This is a genomic window from Bradyrhizobium sp. USDA 4474 (assembly GCF_054057515.1).
Genome location: NZ_JBSRZJ010000002.1, coordinates 7,380,133 through 7,397,935, shown reverse-complemented (window position 1 = coordinate 7,397,935; position 17,803 = coordinate 7,380,133). Strand labels below are relative to the sequence as shown.

The following is a 17,803-nucleotide window of genomic DNA, read 5'->3' as shown; positions in this document are numbered from 1 at the left end:
CTTCCCTGGCCTCGCGAGGGTGGTTATCAGGGCCTCGATGCGCTATATGATTCCCAGATAGAATCTCACCGGATTTCCCCTTGGCAGACGACGACAACAAGCCCGGCGACCAGCCGGCGCAACCCTCGGACATTCGCCCCGTTTCGATCTACGAGGAGATGAAGAAGTCCTACCTCGATTACGCCATGAGCGTGATCGTATCGCGTGCGCTGCCCGATGCGCGCGACGGGTTGAAGCCGGTGCATCGCCGCATCCTCTACGCGATGAACAATCGCGGCGACACCCCGGACAAGAAGCACAAGAAGTCCGCCGGTGCCGTCGGTGAAGTCATGGGTAAGTACCACCCCCATGGCGACCAGGCGATCTACGACGCCCTGGTGCGCATGGCGCAGGACTTCTCGATGCGCGCGCCCCTGATCGATGGGCAGGGCAATTTCGGCTCGGTCGACGGCGATCCGCCAGCGGCCATGCGCTACACCGAATCCCGCCTGACCAAGATCGCGCTGAAGCTGCTCGAGGACATCGACGACGATACGGTCGATTTCCAGGACAACTATGACGGCTCCGAGCGGGAGCCTGTCGTTCTGCCGGCTCGGTTCCCGAACCTTCTGGTCAACGGCGCCGGCGGCATCGCCGTCGGCATGGCGACCAATATCCCGCCGCACAATCTCGGCGAGGTCATCGATGCCTGCGTGGCGCTGATCGACAATCCGTCGCTGACGATCGACGAACTCAACAACATCATCCCGGGCCCGGACTTCCCGACCGGAGGCATCATCCTTGGACGCCAGGGCATCCGCAGCGCCTATCACCTCGGCCGCGGTTCCATCGTAATGCGTGGCAAGGTCGAGTTCGAGACGATCCGGAAGGAGCGCGAGGCGATCGTCATCACCGAGATCCCGTATCAGGTGAACAAGGCGACGATGGTCGAGCGCATCGCCGAGCTCTACAAGGAAAAGAAGATCGAGGGCATCTCCGATCTGCGCGACGAGTCCGACCGCGACGGCTATCGCGTCGTCGTCGAGCTCAAGCGCGACGCCGTGCCCGACGTGGTGCTGAACCAGCTCTACAAATTCACACCGCTGCAGACTTCTTTCGGCGTCAACGCCGTCGCCCTCGATAGTGGCCGTCCGCAGACGATGAACCTGAAGGACATGCTGACGATCTTCGTCGGCTTCCGCGAGCAGGTCGTCACCCGCCGCACCAAATACAAGCTGCGCAAGGCGCGCGAGCGGGCGCATGAGCAGGTCGGCCTCGCGATCGCGGTCGCCAATATCGACGAGATCATCAAGGTCATCAGGCATTCGCCGACGCCGGCCGCCGCGCGCGAGACCCTGATGACGCGCGACTGGCCCGCGCGCGACGTCGAGGACATCATCACGCTGATCGACGATCCCCGCCATCGGATCAACGAGAACGGCACCATCCGCCTCTCGCTGGAGCAGGCGAGGGCGATCCTCGAGCTGCGCCTCGCTCGCCTCACCGCACTCGGCCGCGACGAAATCGGCGAAGAGCTGGCAAAGCTCGCCGGCGAGATCGGCGAGTATCTCGAGATCCTGCGCTCGCGCGCCCGCATCCTCGACATCATCAAGACCGAGCTTGCCGAGGTAAAGGCCGAGTTCGCCACGCCACGCAAGACAGTGATTATGGAGCAGGAAGGCGAGGTCGAGGACGAGGACCTGATCCAGCGCGAGGACATGGTCGTCACCGTCTCGCACGCCGGCTACGTCAAGCGCGTGCCGCTGTCGGCCTATCGCGCCCAGCGCCGCGGCGGCAAGGGCCGCTCCGGCATGCAGACCCGCGACGAGGATTTCGTCAGCCGCCTGTTCGTGGCCTCCACGCACACGCCGGTGCTGTTCTTCTCGTCGCGCGGCCAGGTCTACAAGGAGAAGGTCTGGCGGCTGCCGATGGCAGCGCCCAACGCGCGCGGCAAGGCTTTGATCAACATTCTGCCGCTGGAGCAGGGCGAGCGCATCACCACCATCATGCCGCTGCCCGAGGACGAATCCACCTGGGCGCAGCTCGATGTGATGTTCGCAACGACCGGCGGCAACGTCCGTCGCAACAAGCTGTCCGACTTCGTCGACGTCCGCCGCTCCGGCATCATCGCGATGAAGCTCGACGACGGCGAGGCGATCGTCGACGTCCAGATCTGCACCGAGCATGACGACGTGCTGCTGACCGCGGCCGGCGGGCAGTGCATCCGCTTCCCGGTCCCCGACGTCCGCGTCTTCACCGGACGCACCTCGATGGGCGTGCGCGGCATTGCGCTCGGCGTGGGAGACAAGGTAATCTCGCTGGCCATCCTGCGCCATGTCGAGACCACCTCGGACGAGCGTTCGGCCTACCTGAAGATGCGCCGCGCGGTCGCCGGTGAAGCTGCGGCCGAAGAGCCGGCAGCGGACGCCGAGGCCGAGGAGACTTCCGGCAGCTTCCAGCTCCCGCAGGAGCGCTACGCCGAGATGTCAGCGGCCGAGCAGGTGGTGCTGACCGTCTCCGTCAACGGCTACGGCAAGCGGACCTCGTCCTACGAGTACCGCACCACGGGGCGCGGCGGCAAAGGCATCGTCGCCATGAGCGTCAACAACCGCAACGGCAACCTCGTCGCGTCCTTCCCCGTCGAGGATGCGGATCAGATCATGCTCGTCACCGACAAGGGCCAGCTGATCCGCTGCCCGGTGGAAGGCATCCGCATCGCCGGCCGCTCGACGCAAGGCGTGATCGTGTTCGACACCGCCGAGGACGAGCACGTCGTCTCGGTCGAGCACATCACCGAGGAGGCGGAGAGCGGGAATGGCGCGAATGGAGAACAGGCGAATGGCGAATAGGGAATAGCGAACGAAGCTTGCTGCTCTCTTCGCTATCGACCACTCGCCATTCGCTAGATTTCCAGCTCCGTGCCGAACTCCACCACCTGCTTGGTCGGCACGCCGAAGAAGGCGGCGGAGCGCTCGGCGTTGCGCTGGAGGAAGGCGAACAGGCCTTCGCGCCAGACCCACATGCCCGGAATGTCCTCGCTCGGAATGATGGTTTCGCGGCCGACGTAGTAGGTGATGTCGGAGAGATCGATGCCGGGCAGCTTGCCCTGGCGGCAGGCGAGCGCCAGACCCTCATAGATCGTTGGGTACTGCATGAAGCCATAATGCAGAATCACGCGGGTGATGCCGGGAATGATCTCGATGATCTCGACCCGGTCCTGGTCGGCGATGTGGGGCAACTCCTCGATCAGCACGGTGACGAGGACGACGCGCTCGTGCAGCACGTGATTGTGCTTGACGAATTGCGTCAGCGCCAGCGGCACGCCTTTCGGCGCGGAGGCCAGGAACACGGCGGTGCCGGGCAGGCGCGCGCTGCATTTGTTGACCGCCGTCTCGATCAGATCCTCCTCCGGCTGCCGCAGCTTCGCGCGTGCGGCTTCAACGAGCTTCACGCCGCTGCGCCAGGTCAGCATCAGGAAGGCGACGAAGCCCGCGAGCAGCAGCGGAAACCAGCCCCCCTCGAACAGCTTGATCGAATTGGCCGAGAAGAAGATCACGTCGATCACGAAGAAGAAGCCGTTCACGGCCACCACGATCCACGGTGAGTAGCCCCACTGGATCGCGACCAGGGCTGCGAGCAGCGTGGTGATGGCCATCAGGAGCGAGACGGCGATGCCATAGGCGCCGGCGAGCGCGTCCGAGGTGCCGAAGCTCAAGACCGCGCCGAGCGTGGCGGCGGCGAGCAGCCAGTTCACCAGCGGCACGTAGATCTGCCCGATCGCATGGCTCGTGGTGTGGCGGATCTGCATGCGCGGCAGGAAGCCGAGCTGGATCGACTGCTGAGTCAGCGAGAACACGCCGGAAATGATCGCCTGCGAGGCGATCACGGTCGCGATCGCCGAGAACGCGACCAGCCCGTAATGTAGAAAGTCGGGGCAGAGCTGGAAGAACGGATTCTCGATCATCGAGGGATCGGTGATCAGCAGCGCGGCTTGGCCGAAATAATTCAGCACCAGCGCCGGCAGGCAGATCGCGAACCAGGCGAGCCGGATCGGCAGGCGGCCGAAATGTCCCATGTCTGCATACATGGCTTCGCCCCCGGTCACCGCCAGGAAGGCGGCACCAAGGATCGCGAAGGAGACATGGAAATCCTGGTGGATCAGGAAATCGAAGGCATAGAGCGGGCTGAGCGCCGCCAGCACCCCCGGCGCCTTGAGGATGCCGTGGATGCCGAGCGCGGCGAGCACCACGAACCATGCCACCATGACCGGTCCAAAGATGCGGCCGATGAAGCCGGTCCCTTGCTTTTGCATCACGAAAAGGCCGACCAGAATCGCGACGGTCAGCGGCACCACCACCGGCGAGAGCGAGGGAGCGTCAACCTTGAGGCCTTCGATGGCTGACAGCACCGAGATCGCCGGCGTGATTGCACCGTCGCCGTAGAGCAGCGCCGCACCGATCAGGCCGACCACCAGGAGATGCGCGCGCCAGGTACCCGCTTTCGCGTGGCGGGCGTGCAGCAGCGCCAATAGCGCGACGATGCCGCCTTCGCCGCGGTTGTCCGCGCGCAGAATCAGCAGCGCATATTTCAGGGAAATGATCAGCAGCAGTGCCCAGAGGATGAGCGAGGCGACGCCGAGGACGGCGTCTGAGCTCACCGCGCCGCCATGGGCGGCCGCCTTGGCGGCTTCCTTCAACGCATAGAGGGGACTGGTGCCGATATCGCCATAGACCACCCCGAGGGCGCCCATGGTCATGGCAAGCGGAAGCGGATCGGGATGATGGCCGGAGACAACGGCGGGCGTACTGGACAATTGCAACCCCTCAATGGGCCCGCGACCATCGGGCCATTCCGAGGGTGCGCGCATCACATAGTCTGCGACGAGACGTCGCAAATATCCATGGGATTTATCTGGGGTTTACAACGAAGTTTATGACACAGAGCTGACAGACCGCCTACGGTGTGCGGTCTGCCGTCACGAGGCGGGCGACGCGGATGTCCGCCTTGGTGCCGGCGCGGCGCAGGCAGGATGCCTCGAAGTTTGGCCACGCTCGTTGCGAGCAATCCCTGCCGATGGCCTTGATGTCGAGCCGGTCACCCTTGGCGAGCGGCTGCGGCACGCTGGCTTCGACCGACGGCGCAAAGCCGGGCAGCAGGGTGAGCATCGCAGCAACACATGCAGCAACAGCTATAGCGGAAAGAGCCTTGATCATTGACGGTCCCCTGTGATGCGGCCGCTACGCCCAGTGCGCGGCCGTCATTCGTTGGCTGGATTAGTAACCACGCCCAGTTTCCGGACGTCTTCGCCGATGGCGGAAATGGTTTCGTTCGCGCCTCGTTGTGTTTCGTCGATGCCCCGCGGACGAAACAAATCGCGGCCTTCCCGACTGGGGGGAGCGGAAAAATCGGTGGGACTGACGCTGAACAGGTCCGGCTTGCCGGGCAGGGCCGGGCGCGGTAGGACGTGCCATGCCGCGAATTGCCTTCTACCCCGGTTCCTTCGACCCCATCACCAACGGCCATCTGGACGTGGTGCGGAACAGCGTTTTCATGTGCGACCGGCTGGTGGTCGCGATCGGGGTCCATCCCGGCAAGAAGCCGCTGTTCTCGACCGAGGAGCGGCTCAAGATGCTTGATGATGTCTGCGGGCCGGTGGCGGCCCAGGCCGGTTGTACGCTCGAGGCTGTGACTTACGACGATCTCGCCGTCACCGCGGCGCGCAAGTACGGTGCGACCATCATGATTCGAGGCCTGCGCGACGGCACCGATCTCGACTACGAGATGCAACTCGCCGGCATGAACGGCACCATGGCACCGGAGGTACAGACCGTCTTCCTGCCTGCCTCTCCCGCAGTTCGCCCGATCAAGGCCACCTTGGTACGCCAGATCGCCGCCATGGGAGGAGACGTTTCGCCCTTCGTCCCGCCGCTCGTTGCATCCCAGCTCAAGGCCAAATTCGCCTGAACACGGCGCGTCAATTCGTCTTACCTGATCCGGAGTCTCCATGATCCGTCGTCTCGCAATATTTGCCACGATGTTCGTCGCGCTCATTGGCGCCGTCCCGGCGGTGGCGCAGCAGCTGCCGGCCAATCTCGACAAGGCCAATGCGCTGGTCATCGACACGACCAAGGGTCGCATCGTCATCAAGCTCCGCACCGACCTTGCGCCGCAGCACGCCGAGCGCCTCAAGCAGCTCGCGCGCGAAGGCTTCTACAACAACGTGCCGTTCCACCGCGTGATGGACGGCTTCATGGCCCAGACCGGCGACGGCCAGAACGGCAACGGGACTGGCGGCTCGAAATATCCGAACCTGAAGCAGGAATTCTCCAAGGTTCATTTCGCCCGCGGCATCGTCGGCATGGCTCGGCGCGGGGACAGCGTCGATACCGCCAATTCGCAGTTCTTCATCATGTTCGCCGACGGCGGCAGCCTCGACGGCCAGTACACCGTGGTCGGCGAGGTCGTGCAGGGCATGGACGTCGTCGACAAGCTGAAAAAGGCGCCGGCCGGTTCGCCGAGCGGCACCGTCACCGATCCCGACAAGATGGTGAAGGTGCAGGTCGCCTCCGACATCAAATAGCCGAGACGATGGCGCGCCGTGGCGACAGACTCCTGTTCGCTGCCGCGGCGCTGCTGTTCGGCATCACGGGTGCGGCTGCAGAGGACGCGCCCGTCAACACTCTCCACGACCTCTTCCAGCGCTTGCAGACCTGCTGGAAGCCGCCGCCGCCCAACAAGGCCCGCCCACTCGACATCACCGTCGTCGTGAGCTTTAACCGTTCCGGAAACATTCTGGGGCATCCACGGATTACCTACGAATCCGCGGGGGCCTCCGACAATGACCGGCTGCAATACCGGATCGCGGTAATGGAGGCGTTGCAACGCTGCACGCCGATGCCATTTACCGATGCAATGGCCGGCGCCGCCGCGGGACGTCCATTCGCGATCCAGTTCCGTAGCCGCAAAACTTCACCTCCAACGCAAGAGAGACGAGCATGAGCGTCACCGAAAACACATTGATCCTCGAGACCACGCAGGGCCCGGTCACCATCGAGATGCGGCCCGACCTGGCGCCCGGCCACGTCGCACGCATCAAGGAGCTGGTCCGTGAAGGTTTCTACGACGGCATCGTGTTCCATCGCGTGATCGACGGCTTCATGGCCCAAACCGGTTGCCCGCATGGCACCGGGACCGGCGGCTCGGGCCAGAAGCTCAAGGCCGAGTTCAACAAGGAGCCGCATGTGCGCGGCACCACCTCGATGGCACGCGCCGCGAGCCCCGATTCCGGTGACAGCCAATTCTTCATCTGCTTCGACGACGCCCGCTTCCTCGACAACCAGTACACGGTGTGGGGCAAGGTCACCGAGGGCATGGAGAATGTCGACAAGATCAAGCGCGGCGAGCCGGTGCAGAACCCGGACAAGATCGTCAAGGCGCGGATGGCGGTCGATAAGGAATAGACATGTGTCGTCGTTCCGGGGCGGCTCGTAGAGCCGAACCTCAGGCGCGCAATTGCGCACCGGGGAACCTCGAGATTCCCGGCTCGTGCCATGCGCGCCCCGGAATGACGTCATAAGAGACCATGCGCACCGATCTCTTCGATTTCGACCTGCCACCCGAGCGCATCGCGTTGCGCCCGGCGCAGCCGCGCGAATCCGCGAAGATGCTGGTCGTCGAGAACGGCGCGCTGCGTGACGAGACCGTCGCCCAGTTGCCGCGCTGGCTGAAGCCGGGCGACCAGCTCGTGGTCAACGACACCAAGGTGATCGCGGCGCAGCTTAGAGGCCGCCGCATCGGCCGCGAGACCGAGCCGAAGATCGAGGCGACCCTGATCAAGCGCCTCGACGGCTCGCGCTGGCAGGCATTGGTGAAGCCCGCGAAGAAGCTTGTCGCCGGCGACCACATCCGCTTCGGCAACGAAGGCAAGGTCTGCCTGCTCGGCCATCTCGATGCCGAGGTCGAGGCCAAGGGAGAGGAGGGCGAGGTGACGCTGTCATTCTCGTTCCACGGCCCGACGCTGGATCAGGCCATCGCCGATCTCGGCAGCCCGCCGCTGCCACCCTATATCGCCTCGAAGCGTACGCCCGACGATCAGGATCTCTCCGATTACCAGACGATGTTTGCGGCGAACGAAGGCGCAGTTGCAGCACCCACCGCGGGCCTGCATTTCACGCCCGCGCTGGAGCACGCGCTGCACGCGCGCGGCGTCGGCGTTAATCGCATCACGCTGCATGTCGGGGCAGGGACCTTCCTGCCGGTCAAGGTCGATGACACCGACGGCCACAAGATGCATGCCGAGTGGGGCACGATCTCGGCGCAGACCGCGGAGAGGCTCAACGCCGCGCGAAAGAGCGGCGGCCGCATTGTCGCCGTCGGCACCACGTCATTGCGGCTGCTCGAAAGCGCGGCGAGCGAGGACGGCACCATCCGGCCGTTCACGGCCGAGACCTCGATCTTCATCACGCCCGGCTATCGCTTCCGCGCCGTCGATGTCTTGATGACGAATTTCCATCTGCCGAAGTCGACGCTGTTTATGCTGGTGTCGGCATTCGCCGGGCTCGAGACGATGCGGCGCGCGTATGCCCACGCCATCGCAAATGGGTATCGGTTCTACTCATATGGCGATGCGTGTTTGTTGTTTAAGGCGGAGTCGTAGGGTGGGTTAGCCGCAAGGCGTAACCCACAGTTTTGTTTCCGCGGATAGGGAGCCGGTGGGTTACGCCGAGCAGATGCGCTTTGCGCATCTGCGGGGCTAACCCACCCTGCGCTTCCGTTACGCCATCACCCGCTGCGGCAGCAGTTCGGCGATCTGCACCGCGTTCAGCGCGGCGCCCTTGAGCAGCTGATCCGCCGCCACGAACATCGAGATCGAATGGCCGGAGGGGTCGCTGAGGTCCTTGCGGATGCGGCCGACCAGGACGTCGTCCTGGCCCGAGGCGTCGATCGGCATCGGGAAGTAGTTCTTCACGCGATCGTCGACGACCTTCACGCCCGGGGCCCGCGCCATGATGGCGCGGACCTGATCCTCATTGATCGGCTTCTCGCATTCGAAGGTGATGGCCTCGCAATGCGCACGCAGCACCGGCACGCGGACGCAGGTGACGCCGATCGCAATTGTCTCGTCCTCGAAGATCTTGCGGGTTTCCTTGATGACCTTGGTCTCTTCGTCGTTGTAGCCGGTTTCAGGATCGATCGCCGTGTTGTGGTTGAAGAGGTTGAAGGCGTAGGGGTGCGGCATCACCTTCGGCGTATAGACCTGCCCGTTGAGATTGGCACGAGTGGACTCGACGAGCTCCTCCATCGCGGCCGCGCCGGCGCCGGAGGCTGCCTGGTAGGTCGAGATGATGACGCGCTTGATGCGGTTCTTCTGGTGGATCGGCCAGAGCGGCACCAGTGCGGTGATCGCAGCGCAGTTCGGGTTGGCAATGATGCCCTTGTGGTCGCGGATGCGGTTGCCGTTCACCTCGGGGATGACGAGCGGAACGTTCGGGTCCATGCGGAAGGCGGAGGAATTGTCGACCACGACGGCGCCCGCCTTGACCGCAACAGGCGCGAACTTCTTCGAGATGCCGCTGCCGGCGGAGAACAGTGCTATGTCGACGCCTTCAAAGGCGCGTTCGGTCAGCTCCTCGATGACGACGTTCTGGCCGCGGAACGACACCGTCTTGCCGGCGGAGCGGGCGCTGGCGAGCGCCTTGAGCTTGCCGACGCGAAAGCCGCGCTTGTCCATGGTGGCGATGAATTCGGCGCCTACCGCACCGGTGACGCCGACAATCGCGACGACGGGATCGTTACTCACTTTGTCCTCCATTGAGATCGATTGAGACAACAAAAAAGCCCCGGACCATCTTGGGCGGGGCTTCGGCAGAGCTTGATGCGTTTCTAGTCGACGACTATGCGCGCACGCCTCCCCGGGCCCCGAAGGCCGTGGTGGTTTTGGTCGTGCGTTTGGTGGTCGTGAACATGGCGGCGACTTATGCGGGAGAGTCCGGCGTGCGTCAATGGCTTTCCGGCGGGATCGTGGCGTTTGCGTTATTTGCCCCGGGCACCCGGCGGCTCGAGGATGACCTCCTTGAGGTCGTCGCCACTGATGACGACGATTGCGAAATTGAGCCGTCCTCGCTCGCGCACCAGCCCGCCGCTGATGGCCTTGCCGGACGCTGCCTGCTCGGCGACGCGGACCGCATCGGCGAGGCGATGTGTGATGGTGCCGAGCGCTGCGAGATTGCTGCGGTCGTCATGGTCCAGCTCAGCCAGGGGCAGGGCAGCTTCGCCGCCCACGACCGCGCCGGTTTCCGCATTGATGGTGTAGCGCCAGATCCGGTCATTGTGCAGCGTCTTGACCCGGTAGACCGGCACGCCCGAGCCGCCGTCGAAGCTGATATCGGCGGTCGTCGCGCCGGCATGACGGGCTTCCGCGATCGCCATGGCCTGGCTGATCGAGATCGAGGAGCTGCGGAAACGCTCGATCTCGCGGCTGACGGCCTGGCGGTCCGCCGCAGCATCACCATCTGTCTCGCTGTGCAGGGCGGCGGGCGTGCTTCCCGCCGAAACGGTCGCGCGCGCCGGCACTGCGATGAGCAGCCCCGAGAGGGCGACCGCCAACCACCCGTACATTCCTGGTCTTGTCGCGCTCATGCTCGAAACCCTCGGCCGGCAAGCCTTGAACCAGCAAGTTTGCCGGATGTTCGTAAAGAAATCGCGGCCGACCTTGGGCACCGGCCGGCCGCGGAACGTCGTGACGGGCTGCACCCGTCGCGGCGGTCTAAGCAGTCCGGTCCTCTTTGGGGCTGGTGAAAAAGCGGCCCGCACTGCCTTATAAACAAAACCATACCGTATCGTTTTATTTCGGTCAATGAAGGAGACGATTGTCCCCCGGTGACAAATCGCTGATCTCACGGAAATGTCAGCGGGACGGGCGGCGCCGTTGCAGGGCTTTTGCGGCGCCCTGGACGCGGTCGGCAGGACCGATCGCGCCGGCCAGGAACAGCTTGATTGCTGCGCGCATCCGCTTCTCGGCGGGTTTCAGTTCCATCGGCGTGCCGAACGTCGCCATGCGGTGGGTGTGGCCGACGACGACGTCGAGGAATACTTCCGCGGCGATCGTGGTGTCGTCGACGTCGAGTGCGCCTTGCGCCACCAGATGGTCGAAGAAGCGCGCGGTGGTGGCGACAGCCTTGAGCCAGCCTTCCTCCTTGCCGAGCTTGGCGACGTCAGGGAAGTTGATGGCCTGCGACGTCATCATGCGGCTGAAGGCCACGGCGTCGGGTCCGCAGGTGAAGGTCAACATCTCGCGCCCGATTTCGACCAGCCGCTGTTCGACCGAGATATCGGAGGCGCTGCTGAGCTGCGTTTCGGCCGCAGCCGACAGCGGCGCAAGCCAGCGCGCGATCTCGCGGCGGAGCACGGCGGCAAACAAGCCGCGCTTGTCGCCGTAACGGGAATAGACTGTGGGCTTGCTGACGCGGGCTGCTTCCGCCACCGCATCGAGTGAGGTCGCTTCAAAACCGCGATCGAGGAACAGGCGGGTGGCGACCTCGATCAGCCGCTGGTCGCGCTCGATCGCGGCGCTTTTCGTCGGCCGGCCGCCGCGCGATTTCGACACCTCGCGCCGGGGTGCCGCCGTTCTTGTCTTGGTCGCAGCCAATCCCATGTCCAATGATATGCCCGATGATTCCTGCGCGGTCCTGCCAGTGTGCATTGCTGTATAACGCGCAGCAACCGGGGCGTCATCGCGATTCTGGCCGAATTGGCCGTATCGTCAACGGTCTCCGACGGACGCCGTTCCGCTGCGCGGATATCAAGGCATCCGCGCGGTCCAGGCCCGGCCGCCGGCCGCTTTCTCGTATCCGTACTGGTACAGCGCCCGCATGTAGCTGGTGTCAAAACCTTCGGACGGCGGCGCAGGATAGTCGCGCTCGATATAGGAGAGGTGGAAGCCGAGGTGATTGCGCTGGGCGAACTCGTAGGTCGAGAAAATGATCGAGCGCGTCTGCGATTGGGTGATCGCAGACAGGCTGCGTGAGGCGACGTCGATCGTGCTGTTGGCGACGAGCTCGAAGTTGCGCTCGATCTTCTTGTTGACGAGGATGTAGATGTCCATCCTGGCGTTGCCGGGCAGGCGCCCCTGGAACAGCAGGGCTTCGGGCAAGGTCAGCACTGGCGCCGTCACGCCGCCATCGACATGCATCTCCTGAAACCTGTGGCCCTGGCCTTCAGCCTCGATCAGGATCGGCGGAAACACCAGCGGGATGCTGGCGGAGGCCGCCATCACGTCGCGAAACAGTTTCAGCGCTTCGGGGGTGCCGACCGCGGCGATCTTGCCCATGTCCCAGATCGCGGTGCGTTGCGTGTCGAGATCCGTGGTGACCACCAGCAGCCGTCGGCCCTTGGCGTGCTCGCGCGCGACTTGTGCCATGATCTCGGGTCCGACATAGCGCGCCACCAGCTCGCGCAGCCGTGTATTGCCGAACAGGCCGGAGCCGAACAGCACGCGGATGATGCTGGGATCATTCAGCAGGGTTTCGGCGACGCCGCTGGTGTAGAGCTCCCGAAGCGTGTCGTCATATTGCGGTCCGAGGAACGCAAACGGCGCGATCAGCCCGCCGGTGCTCACCCCTGATACGACGGAGAAGGTCGGGCGCTTGCGCGCCGCGGTCCAGCCGTTCAGCACGCCGACGCCATAGGCGCCATCCGCGCCGCCTCCGGAGAGCGCCAGATAGGTTCGGCTTCCTGTCGCCTCGTCCTGCTCGAAGCTGAACTTCGTGATGGGCTCGTCGGCGTAGCGCCTGAGGCCGTCGATATCCAGCACGCGCGATGCGCCGGCATCGGCAGCCGTATAGGGCGTGCGGGGGAGCGAGGTACAGGCGGCGAGCGCCAGGCTGCACGCGAGTGCCAGCGATCTGATCAGCTGGGCGGCTGTCCGCTTGGTCCAGCCATCGGAGGCGGCGGACGTATCCGTCCGGCATGTGGGGAGGGGCATTGGTCGGTGGCTGACGATCACGGATCTGCAGCCGCTGGCAACTTGCCGCGGCTTCTCGTTTCAGGCCCCGGTATTAAACTATACTGTATCGTTTTATTTTGCGAGGTGACGCGCATCACGTCCGCGTCACCGGTGTCCCAGTCTGGAACATTGCGGCCGAGCGGGTTGATCGGTCTCGCCCGACACGCAATAAGCACCGCCATGAATCTGCCCAATCATTTCGAACTGCTCGCCACCGATGGCGCCGCCCGCACCGGCCGCCTGACCACGCCGCATGGTGTGGTGCGGACTCCTGCCTTCATGCCGGTCGGCACCGCCGGCGCCATGAAGGGCATGCACTGGCGCGAGGTGCGTGATGCCGGCGCAGATATCGTGCTGGGCAACACCTATCATCTGATGCTGCGTCCCGGCGCGGAGCGCATCCACGCGCTCGGCGGCTTGCAGCGATTCACGGGGTGGAACGGGCCGATGCTGACGGATTCCGGCGGCTTCCAGGTGATGTCGTTGTCTGATCTGCGCAAGGTCAGTGAGCATGCCGTGACCTTCCGCTCGCATATCGACGGCGCCAAGGTCGAGCTATCGCCGGAGCGTTCGATCGAGGTGCAGCGCCGTCTGGGCTCCGACATCGCGATGCAGATGGACGAATGCGTGCGGCTGCCGGCCGAGCGCGACGACATCGAGCGCGCGATGCTGCTGTCGTTGCGCTGGGCCGAACGAAGCAAGCGCGCGTTCGAGAGCGCACCGGACGGCTACATGCTGTTCGGCATCGTGCAGGGCGGCGACGTGCCCCAGCTGCGACACGCCAGCGCACAGGGGCTCGTCGAGATCGGCTTCCACGGCTATGCGATCGGCGGCCTTGCCGTCGGCGAGCCGCAGGCGGTGATGCTGGCGATGATCGACGAGACCGCGCCGGCGCTGCCGAGCGACCGGCCGCGATATCTGATGGGCGTCGGCACGCCCGACGACATTCTCGAGGCGGTGAAGCGCGGCGTCGACATGTTCGATTGCGTGATGCCGACGCGCAACGGGCGCCACGGAGTCGCGTTCACGCGCTTCGGCCAGGTGAACTTGCGTAACGCACGCCACGCCGACGATGCGCGTCCACTCGACGAAGAGAGTCCGTGGCCGTCAGCGCGGAATTACGCACGCGCCTACCTGCACCATCTCGTCAAGGCGGGCGAGACGCTGGGGGCGATGCTGTTGTCCGAAATCAATATTGCCTACTACCAGTTCCTGATGCAGGGCATCAGGGACGCGATCGGGCACGGAACCTTCGACGAGTTCTACCAGCGTACACGCGAGGACTGGGCGAGGGGCGACATCGCCCCGCGCTAGATTAATTGCACACGATCCGCTGCTTGACCGCATGCTTGGTCACGAAACCGTAGCCGCAATTGTCGCAGGTCCAGAGATAGCTGATCATGTGGTCCGAGACGTAGGCCGAGGCTTCGGCGGCGACCATGGAGTCGGCGCACACAGGACAGCTCGGCAACTCGCTGCAGCGCGGATTACGCCTTGATGCTACGGTCGACAACACTTCAGCGGCAGCTGACATCGTGGTGACCTCCCTGCTTCGAGACCTAAGTCTAACATAAGCCGAATCAGTTGACGAGGTCGCAACACAAATGCGTTGGTTTTCTGCTAATTACAGCTCACGCGATTTTGCGATGCAGCGTATTTGAAATGTGCCGCATTGCAGCTTGCGTGTCGTCAAAAGCTGTCCGTAACTGCGCATGCGCTGCGATAGGAGCGCAAATCGTCGCCACAGGGAGTCCATCATGGACGTATCGTCCAACACGGGTGCAGCGCACCAACCCGGCCGCGGCCGAATCTACTCGTCGATCGTCGAGGCTTTTGGCGACACGCCGATCGTGCGCTTGCGCCGGCTGCCGGTCATGCACGGCGTGAACGCGACGCTTTTGGCAAAACTTGAATATTTCAATCCGGCCGCGAGCGTGAAGGACCGCATCGGCGCGGCCATGATCATCGCGATGGAGAAGGCCGGCATCATCAAGCCCGACACCGTGCTGATCGAGCCGACATCCGGCAATACCGGTATCGCGCTCGCCTATGTCGCGGCCTCCCGCGGTTACCGGTTGAAGCTGGTCATGCCGGAATCCATGTCGATCGAGCGGCGCAAGATGCTCGCCTTCCTCGGCGCCGAGCTGGTGCTGACGCCGGCCGCCCAGGGCATGAAAGGCGCGATCGCCGCGGCCGAAGAACTCCTGAAGACGACGCCGAACTCGGTGATGCCGCAGCAGTTCAAGAACCTCGCCAACCCCGAGGTGCATCGCCGCACCACGGCGGAAGAGATCTGGAACGACACGTCAGGCAACATCGACTTCTTCGTCGCCGGCGTCGGGACCGGCGGCACCATCACCGGCGTCGGTCAGGTCCTGAAGCCGCGCAAGGCGTCGCTGCGCGTGGTCGCGGTCGAGCCGGAAGAGAGCCCGGTGCTATCGGGCGGCCAGCACACGCCGCACAAGATCCAGGGCATAGGCGCCGGCTTCGTGCCGGACATTCTCGACCGCTCCGTGATCGACGAGATCGTGAAGATCAACTCGACGACCGCGATCGAGACCTCGCGGGCGCTGGCGCGGCATGAGGGCATTCCGGGCGGCATCTCCGCTGGAGCTGCGATTGCGGCCGCGCTCGAGATCGGCAAGCGGCCGGAAGCCGCGGGAAAAACCATTTTGGCTATCGTGCCATCCTTCTCCGAGCGTTATCTTTCCACAGTTCTGTTTGAAGGAATCTGAGAGATGACGGATCAACCGAGACGGCCGCGCACGCTGGGCGATGCGCGGTCGGAAGCCGAGGCAGCGTTCAAGAAGGTGACGGCCAAGGTCGCCGCGGCGCCGCCGAAGCAGAACGTGGCGCCAGGCATCAAGGAGCAGGTCACGCTGCGCATCGATCAGGACGTGCTCGAGCATTTCCAGGCGGGCGGCCCCGGCTGGCAGGACCGCATCAACGAGGCGCTGCGCAAAGCGGCAGGGAAGTAGGCGCCGTTCAAGTGTGGTCGCGCGTCTCGGAGGCGTGTCCACCCGTGAGCTGTGACGTCCGCGCGAGGCACATTTCTCTCCTCGTCATTGCGAGGAGCCCTTGCGACGAAGCAATCCAGCTTGTTGCCGCGGAGAGATTCTGGATTGCATCGCTACGCTCGCAAGGACGGAGTGTGCGGAAGCACGTCATTCTGCCGTGACTGCGGCGAGCAAAGAAAAGCCCGGCGCGAGCCGGGCTTTTCTGTTTGTCGCGATTCAGCGGCGGAACATGCCGCCCATCATGCCGCCGACCACGCCGCCCATGAAGGCCGCGCCGGCATCGCCGCCACCGCTGTGGCGGGGGGCAGGCGCGCTCTGGGGAGCGGCGCGCCGGGCCGGCTTCGGGCTGTCTTCGCTGGCGGTTGTCGTCGAGGCGACGATCTCGGAGAGCAGGGCCTTGTGCTGGAGCTTGTTGAGGAAGCCCGTCGACGGATAGCCGCGGGCGGCTTGCCAGCGCTTCAACACCGAGCGGGTCTCGTCGTTGAACACGCCTGATACCTTGGTATCGAAGCCGAGTCCGTTGAGGCGCCGCTGCACGTCGCGACGCTGGCCCTTGTCGAGGCCGATCTGATCCTCGGTGAGCTGGCTGGCCTCATCGGTGAAGGTCGCGGGATCGACGCCCGCATTGAGATTGCGGGTCGTGGTCGACGGGCCATTCTGGATGGCCGCGAGCCGCGCCATGGCCAGCGGCTTAAACTGGCCGTTGGGATAAGCGGAGAGGTAGGCGTTGAGCTCTTCCGGCTTGTTGGATTCCTTCACCGAGCGCCAGAACTCGACTTCTGCTTCGGAGTTGCCGGCCCCCGCGGTCGGCGCCGCGGTGGCCGTCGGTGCCGCGGTGGCAACCTGGGTCGTCGGCGCCTGGTTGAGGTAGACGGCGCCGATCAGATTGGTATGGCCCCAGGGCAGCTGGCCCTTGTGGGTCTCCTCATTCACCTGTGCGCGCACCGAGGTCATCGCCTGCTGGATCTCGACGCCCGGCTTCGTGATGTTGTCGATCAGCGCGCGGGTGAAGGGGCTGTTGTTGCCCTCCTGACCGTCAAGCGCGGTCTGGCCCGGGCCGGTGGCGAAAGCGATCAACGTGCCTTCGCCGGATTTCATCTCCGCGAGACCGCTGCCGACATTGACGCTGCGGGTCGCGGAGTTCGACTTGATCTTGGCAGCGAACGGATTGTCGCGACAGGCGTCGAGGAACACCAGCTTGACCTTGGCATCGCCCATGGTCTGGTCGAGCGTCAGGTCGATGTTGATGGCGGCGCCCAGCTTGACGTCCATCTCCGACTTGATGTCGGCATCGATGGGCAGGAGATAATTGGTGCCGCCGACGGCGATGCCATGGCCAGCGTAATAGAAAACGGCAATGTCGGAGCCCTGGGCCTTGCGACCGAACTCGAGCAGCTTCTCGGTCATCTGGTCGCGGGACAGGTTCGATCCTTCGATCACGTCGAATCCGACATTCCGCAGCGTCGACGCCATCGCCCTGGCGTCGATCGGCGGGTTCGGCAATTGCGCGACGTTCCTGTAGGCGCCGTTGCCGACGACGAAAGCGACGCGGCGGTCGGCCTTGGCGGCGCTAACCGACAGCGCCATGCACATGAGCGAAACGATGATGGTGAGAGTGCGCATCTGAAATCCCCAGCAGAATCGAATGACAGCAGCAACAAATTGGTGCCGAAGCTACACGAAAGTGCCCGACCTCGCGCCAGCAAAACGACTGACCCACTACTCACCCAACCCGATGCTCTGTGGCCAAGTGTGCCCGCTGGAAGGCCCCTCCAACGTGATCCAAGTCACGCTCGACCGCCTT

17 protein-coding genes are annotated in these 17,803 nt (G+C 64.4%); 9 read left to right on the top strand and 8 right to left on the bottom strand.

The window, feature by feature from the left end; all coding sequences use genetic code 11:
* Positions 1-80: 80 nt before the first annotated feature.
* On the top strand, positions 81-2,828 hold the full coding sequence (gene gyrA, locus ACVW16_RS36415) for a DNA gyrase subunit A (protein ID WP_456735208.1): 2,748 nt from the start codon (positions 81-83) through the stop codon (positions 2,826-2,828).
* A 53-nt stretch (positions 2,829-2,881) separates the two neighbouring features.
* Here gyrA and ACVW16_RS36410 read toward each other — a convergent pair whose 3' ends face one another.
* On the bottom strand, positions 2,882-4,735 hold the full coding sequence (locus tag ACVW16_RS36410; RefSeq protein ID WP_456705288.1) for a potassium transporter Kup: 1,854 nt from the start codon (positions 4,733-4,735) through the stop codon (positions 2,882-2,884).
* A gap of 199 nt (positions 4,736-4,934) precedes the next feature.
* The gene (locus ACVW16_RS36405; protein ID WP_456703665.1) at positions 4,935-5,192 is read right to left on the bottom strand and encodes a hypothetical protein; all 258 of its coding nucleotides are present in this window, start codon (positions 5,190-5,192) and stop codon (positions 4,935-4,937) included.
* Positions 5,193-5,448: 256 nt separating this feature from the next.
* Between ACVW16_RS36405 and coaD the strand changes: the two genes are divergently transcribed.
* From coaD to queA, 5 genes are all read left to right on the top strand, one after another.
* Entirely contained in the window at positions 5,449-5,943 is a 495-nt protein-coding gene (gene coaD, locus ACVW16_RS36400; protein ID WP_456703664.1) for a pantetheine-phosphate adenylyltransferase, read from the top strand.
* A 40-nt stretch (positions 5,944-5,983) separates the two neighbouring features.
* Positions 5,984-6,559: a peptidylprolyl isomerase gene (locus ACVW16_RS36395; protein WP_456703663.1), complete on the top strand. Its 576-nt coding sequence runs from the start codon at positions 5,984-5,986 to the stop codon at positions 6,557-6,559.
* An 8-nt stretch (positions 6,560-6,567) separates the two neighbouring features.
* Positions 6,568-6,978, top strand: coding sequence for a hypothetical protein (locus ACVW16_RS36390; RefSeq protein ID WP_456703662.1), 411 nt, complete (start codon positions 6,568-6,570; stop codon positions 6,976-6,978).
* Entirely contained in the window at positions 6,975-7,439 is a 465-nt protein-coding gene (locus ACVW16_RS36385) for a peptidylprolyl isomerase (RefSeq protein WP_456703661.1), read from the top strand. Before ACVW16_RS36390 ends, ACVW16_RS36385 begins: the two co-directional genes overlap by 4 nt.
* Before the next feature lie 122 nt (positions 7,440-7,561).
* On the top strand, positions 7,562-8,635 hold the full coding sequence (gene queA / locus ACVW16_RS36380) for a tRNA preQ1(34) S-adenosylmethionine ribosyltransferase-isomerase QueA (protein ID WP_456703660.1): 1,074 nt from the start codon (positions 7,562-7,564) through the stop codon (positions 8,633-8,635).
* A gap of 117 nt (positions 8,636-8,752) precedes the next feature.
* Here the strand turns inward: queA and ACVW16_RS36375 are convergent, their stop codons facing one another.
* The 4 genes from ACVW16_RS36375 to ACVW16_RS36360 all read right to left on the bottom strand — a co-directional run bounded on the left by ACVW16_RS36375 (position 8,753) and on the right by ACVW16_RS36360 (position 12,961).
* Complete coding sequence (locus tag ACVW16_RS36375) at positions 8,753-9,790, bottom strand: aspartate-semialdehyde dehydrogenase (RefSeq protein ID WP_456738591.1); 1,038 nt, start codon at positions 9,788-9,790, stop codon at positions 8,753-8,755.
* 221 nt (positions 9,791-10,011) lie between these two features.
* Positions 10,012-10,617: a PepSY domain-containing protein gene (locus tag ACVW16_RS36370; protein ID WP_456705287.1), complete on the bottom strand. Its 606-nt coding sequence runs from the start codon at positions 10,615-10,617 to the stop codon at positions 10,012-10,014.
* A gap of 268 nt (positions 10,618-10,885) precedes the next feature.
* Positions 10,886-11,632: a TetR/AcrR family transcriptional regulator gene (locus tag ACVW16_RS36365; protein WP_456703658.1), complete on the bottom strand. Its 747-nt coding sequence runs from the start codon at positions 11,630-11,632 to the stop codon at positions 10,886-10,888.
* 147 nt (positions 11,633-11,779) lie between these two features.
* Positions 11,780-12,961, bottom strand: coding sequence for a patatin-like phospholipase family protein (locus ACVW16_RS36360; protein WP_456703657.1), 1,182 nt, complete (start codon positions 12,959-12,961; stop codon positions 11,780-11,782).
* Positions 12,962-13,162: 201 nt separating this feature from the next.
* Between ACVW16_RS36360 and tgt the strand changes: the two genes are divergently transcribed.
* The gene (gene tgt, locus ACVW16_RS36355; RefSeq protein WP_456738590.1) at positions 13,163-14,296 is read left to right on the top strand and encodes a tRNA guanosine(34) transglycosylase Tgt; all 1,134 of its coding nucleotides are present in this window, start codon (positions 13,163-13,165) and stop codon (positions 14,294-14,296) included.
* 1 nt (position 14,297) lies between these two features.
* On the opposite strand, the gene ACVW16_RS36350 is transcribed toward tgt, so the two are convergent.
* Complete coding sequence (locus ACVW16_RS36350; protein WP_456703656.1) at positions 14,298-14,516, bottom strand: hypothetical protein; 219 nt, start codon at positions 14,514-14,516, stop codon at positions 14,298-14,300.
* A gap of 223 nt (positions 14,517-14,739) precedes the next feature.
* Here ACVW16_RS36350 and cysK point away from each other — a divergent pair, with 223 nt between their 5' ends.
* The gene (gene cysK / locus ACVW16_RS36345) at positions 14,740-15,717 is read left to right on the top strand and encodes a cysteine synthase A (RefSeq protein ID WP_456703655.1); all 978 of its coding nucleotides are present in this window, start codon (positions 14,740-14,742) and stop codon (positions 15,715-15,717) included.
* A 3-nt stretch (positions 15,718-15,720) separates the two neighbouring features.
* Positions 15,721-15,960 carry a BrnA antitoxin family protein gene (locus tag ACVW16_RS36340; protein WP_092234811.1) on the top strand — a complete coding sequence of 80 codons (240 nt, stop codon included), beginning with the start codon at positions 15,721-15,723 and terminating at the stop codon, positions 15,958-15,960.
* Between the two features lie 255 nt (positions 15,961-16,215).
* Here the strand turns inward: ACVW16_RS36340 and ACVW16_RS36335 are convergent, their stop codons facing one another.
* Positions 16,216-17,622, bottom strand: a complete 1,407-nt coding sequence (locus ACVW16_RS36335) for a caspase family protein (protein WP_456735206.1) — start codon at positions 17,620-17,622, stop codon at positions 16,216-16,218.
* Between the last annotated feature and the right edge of the window lie 181 nt (positions 17,623-17,803).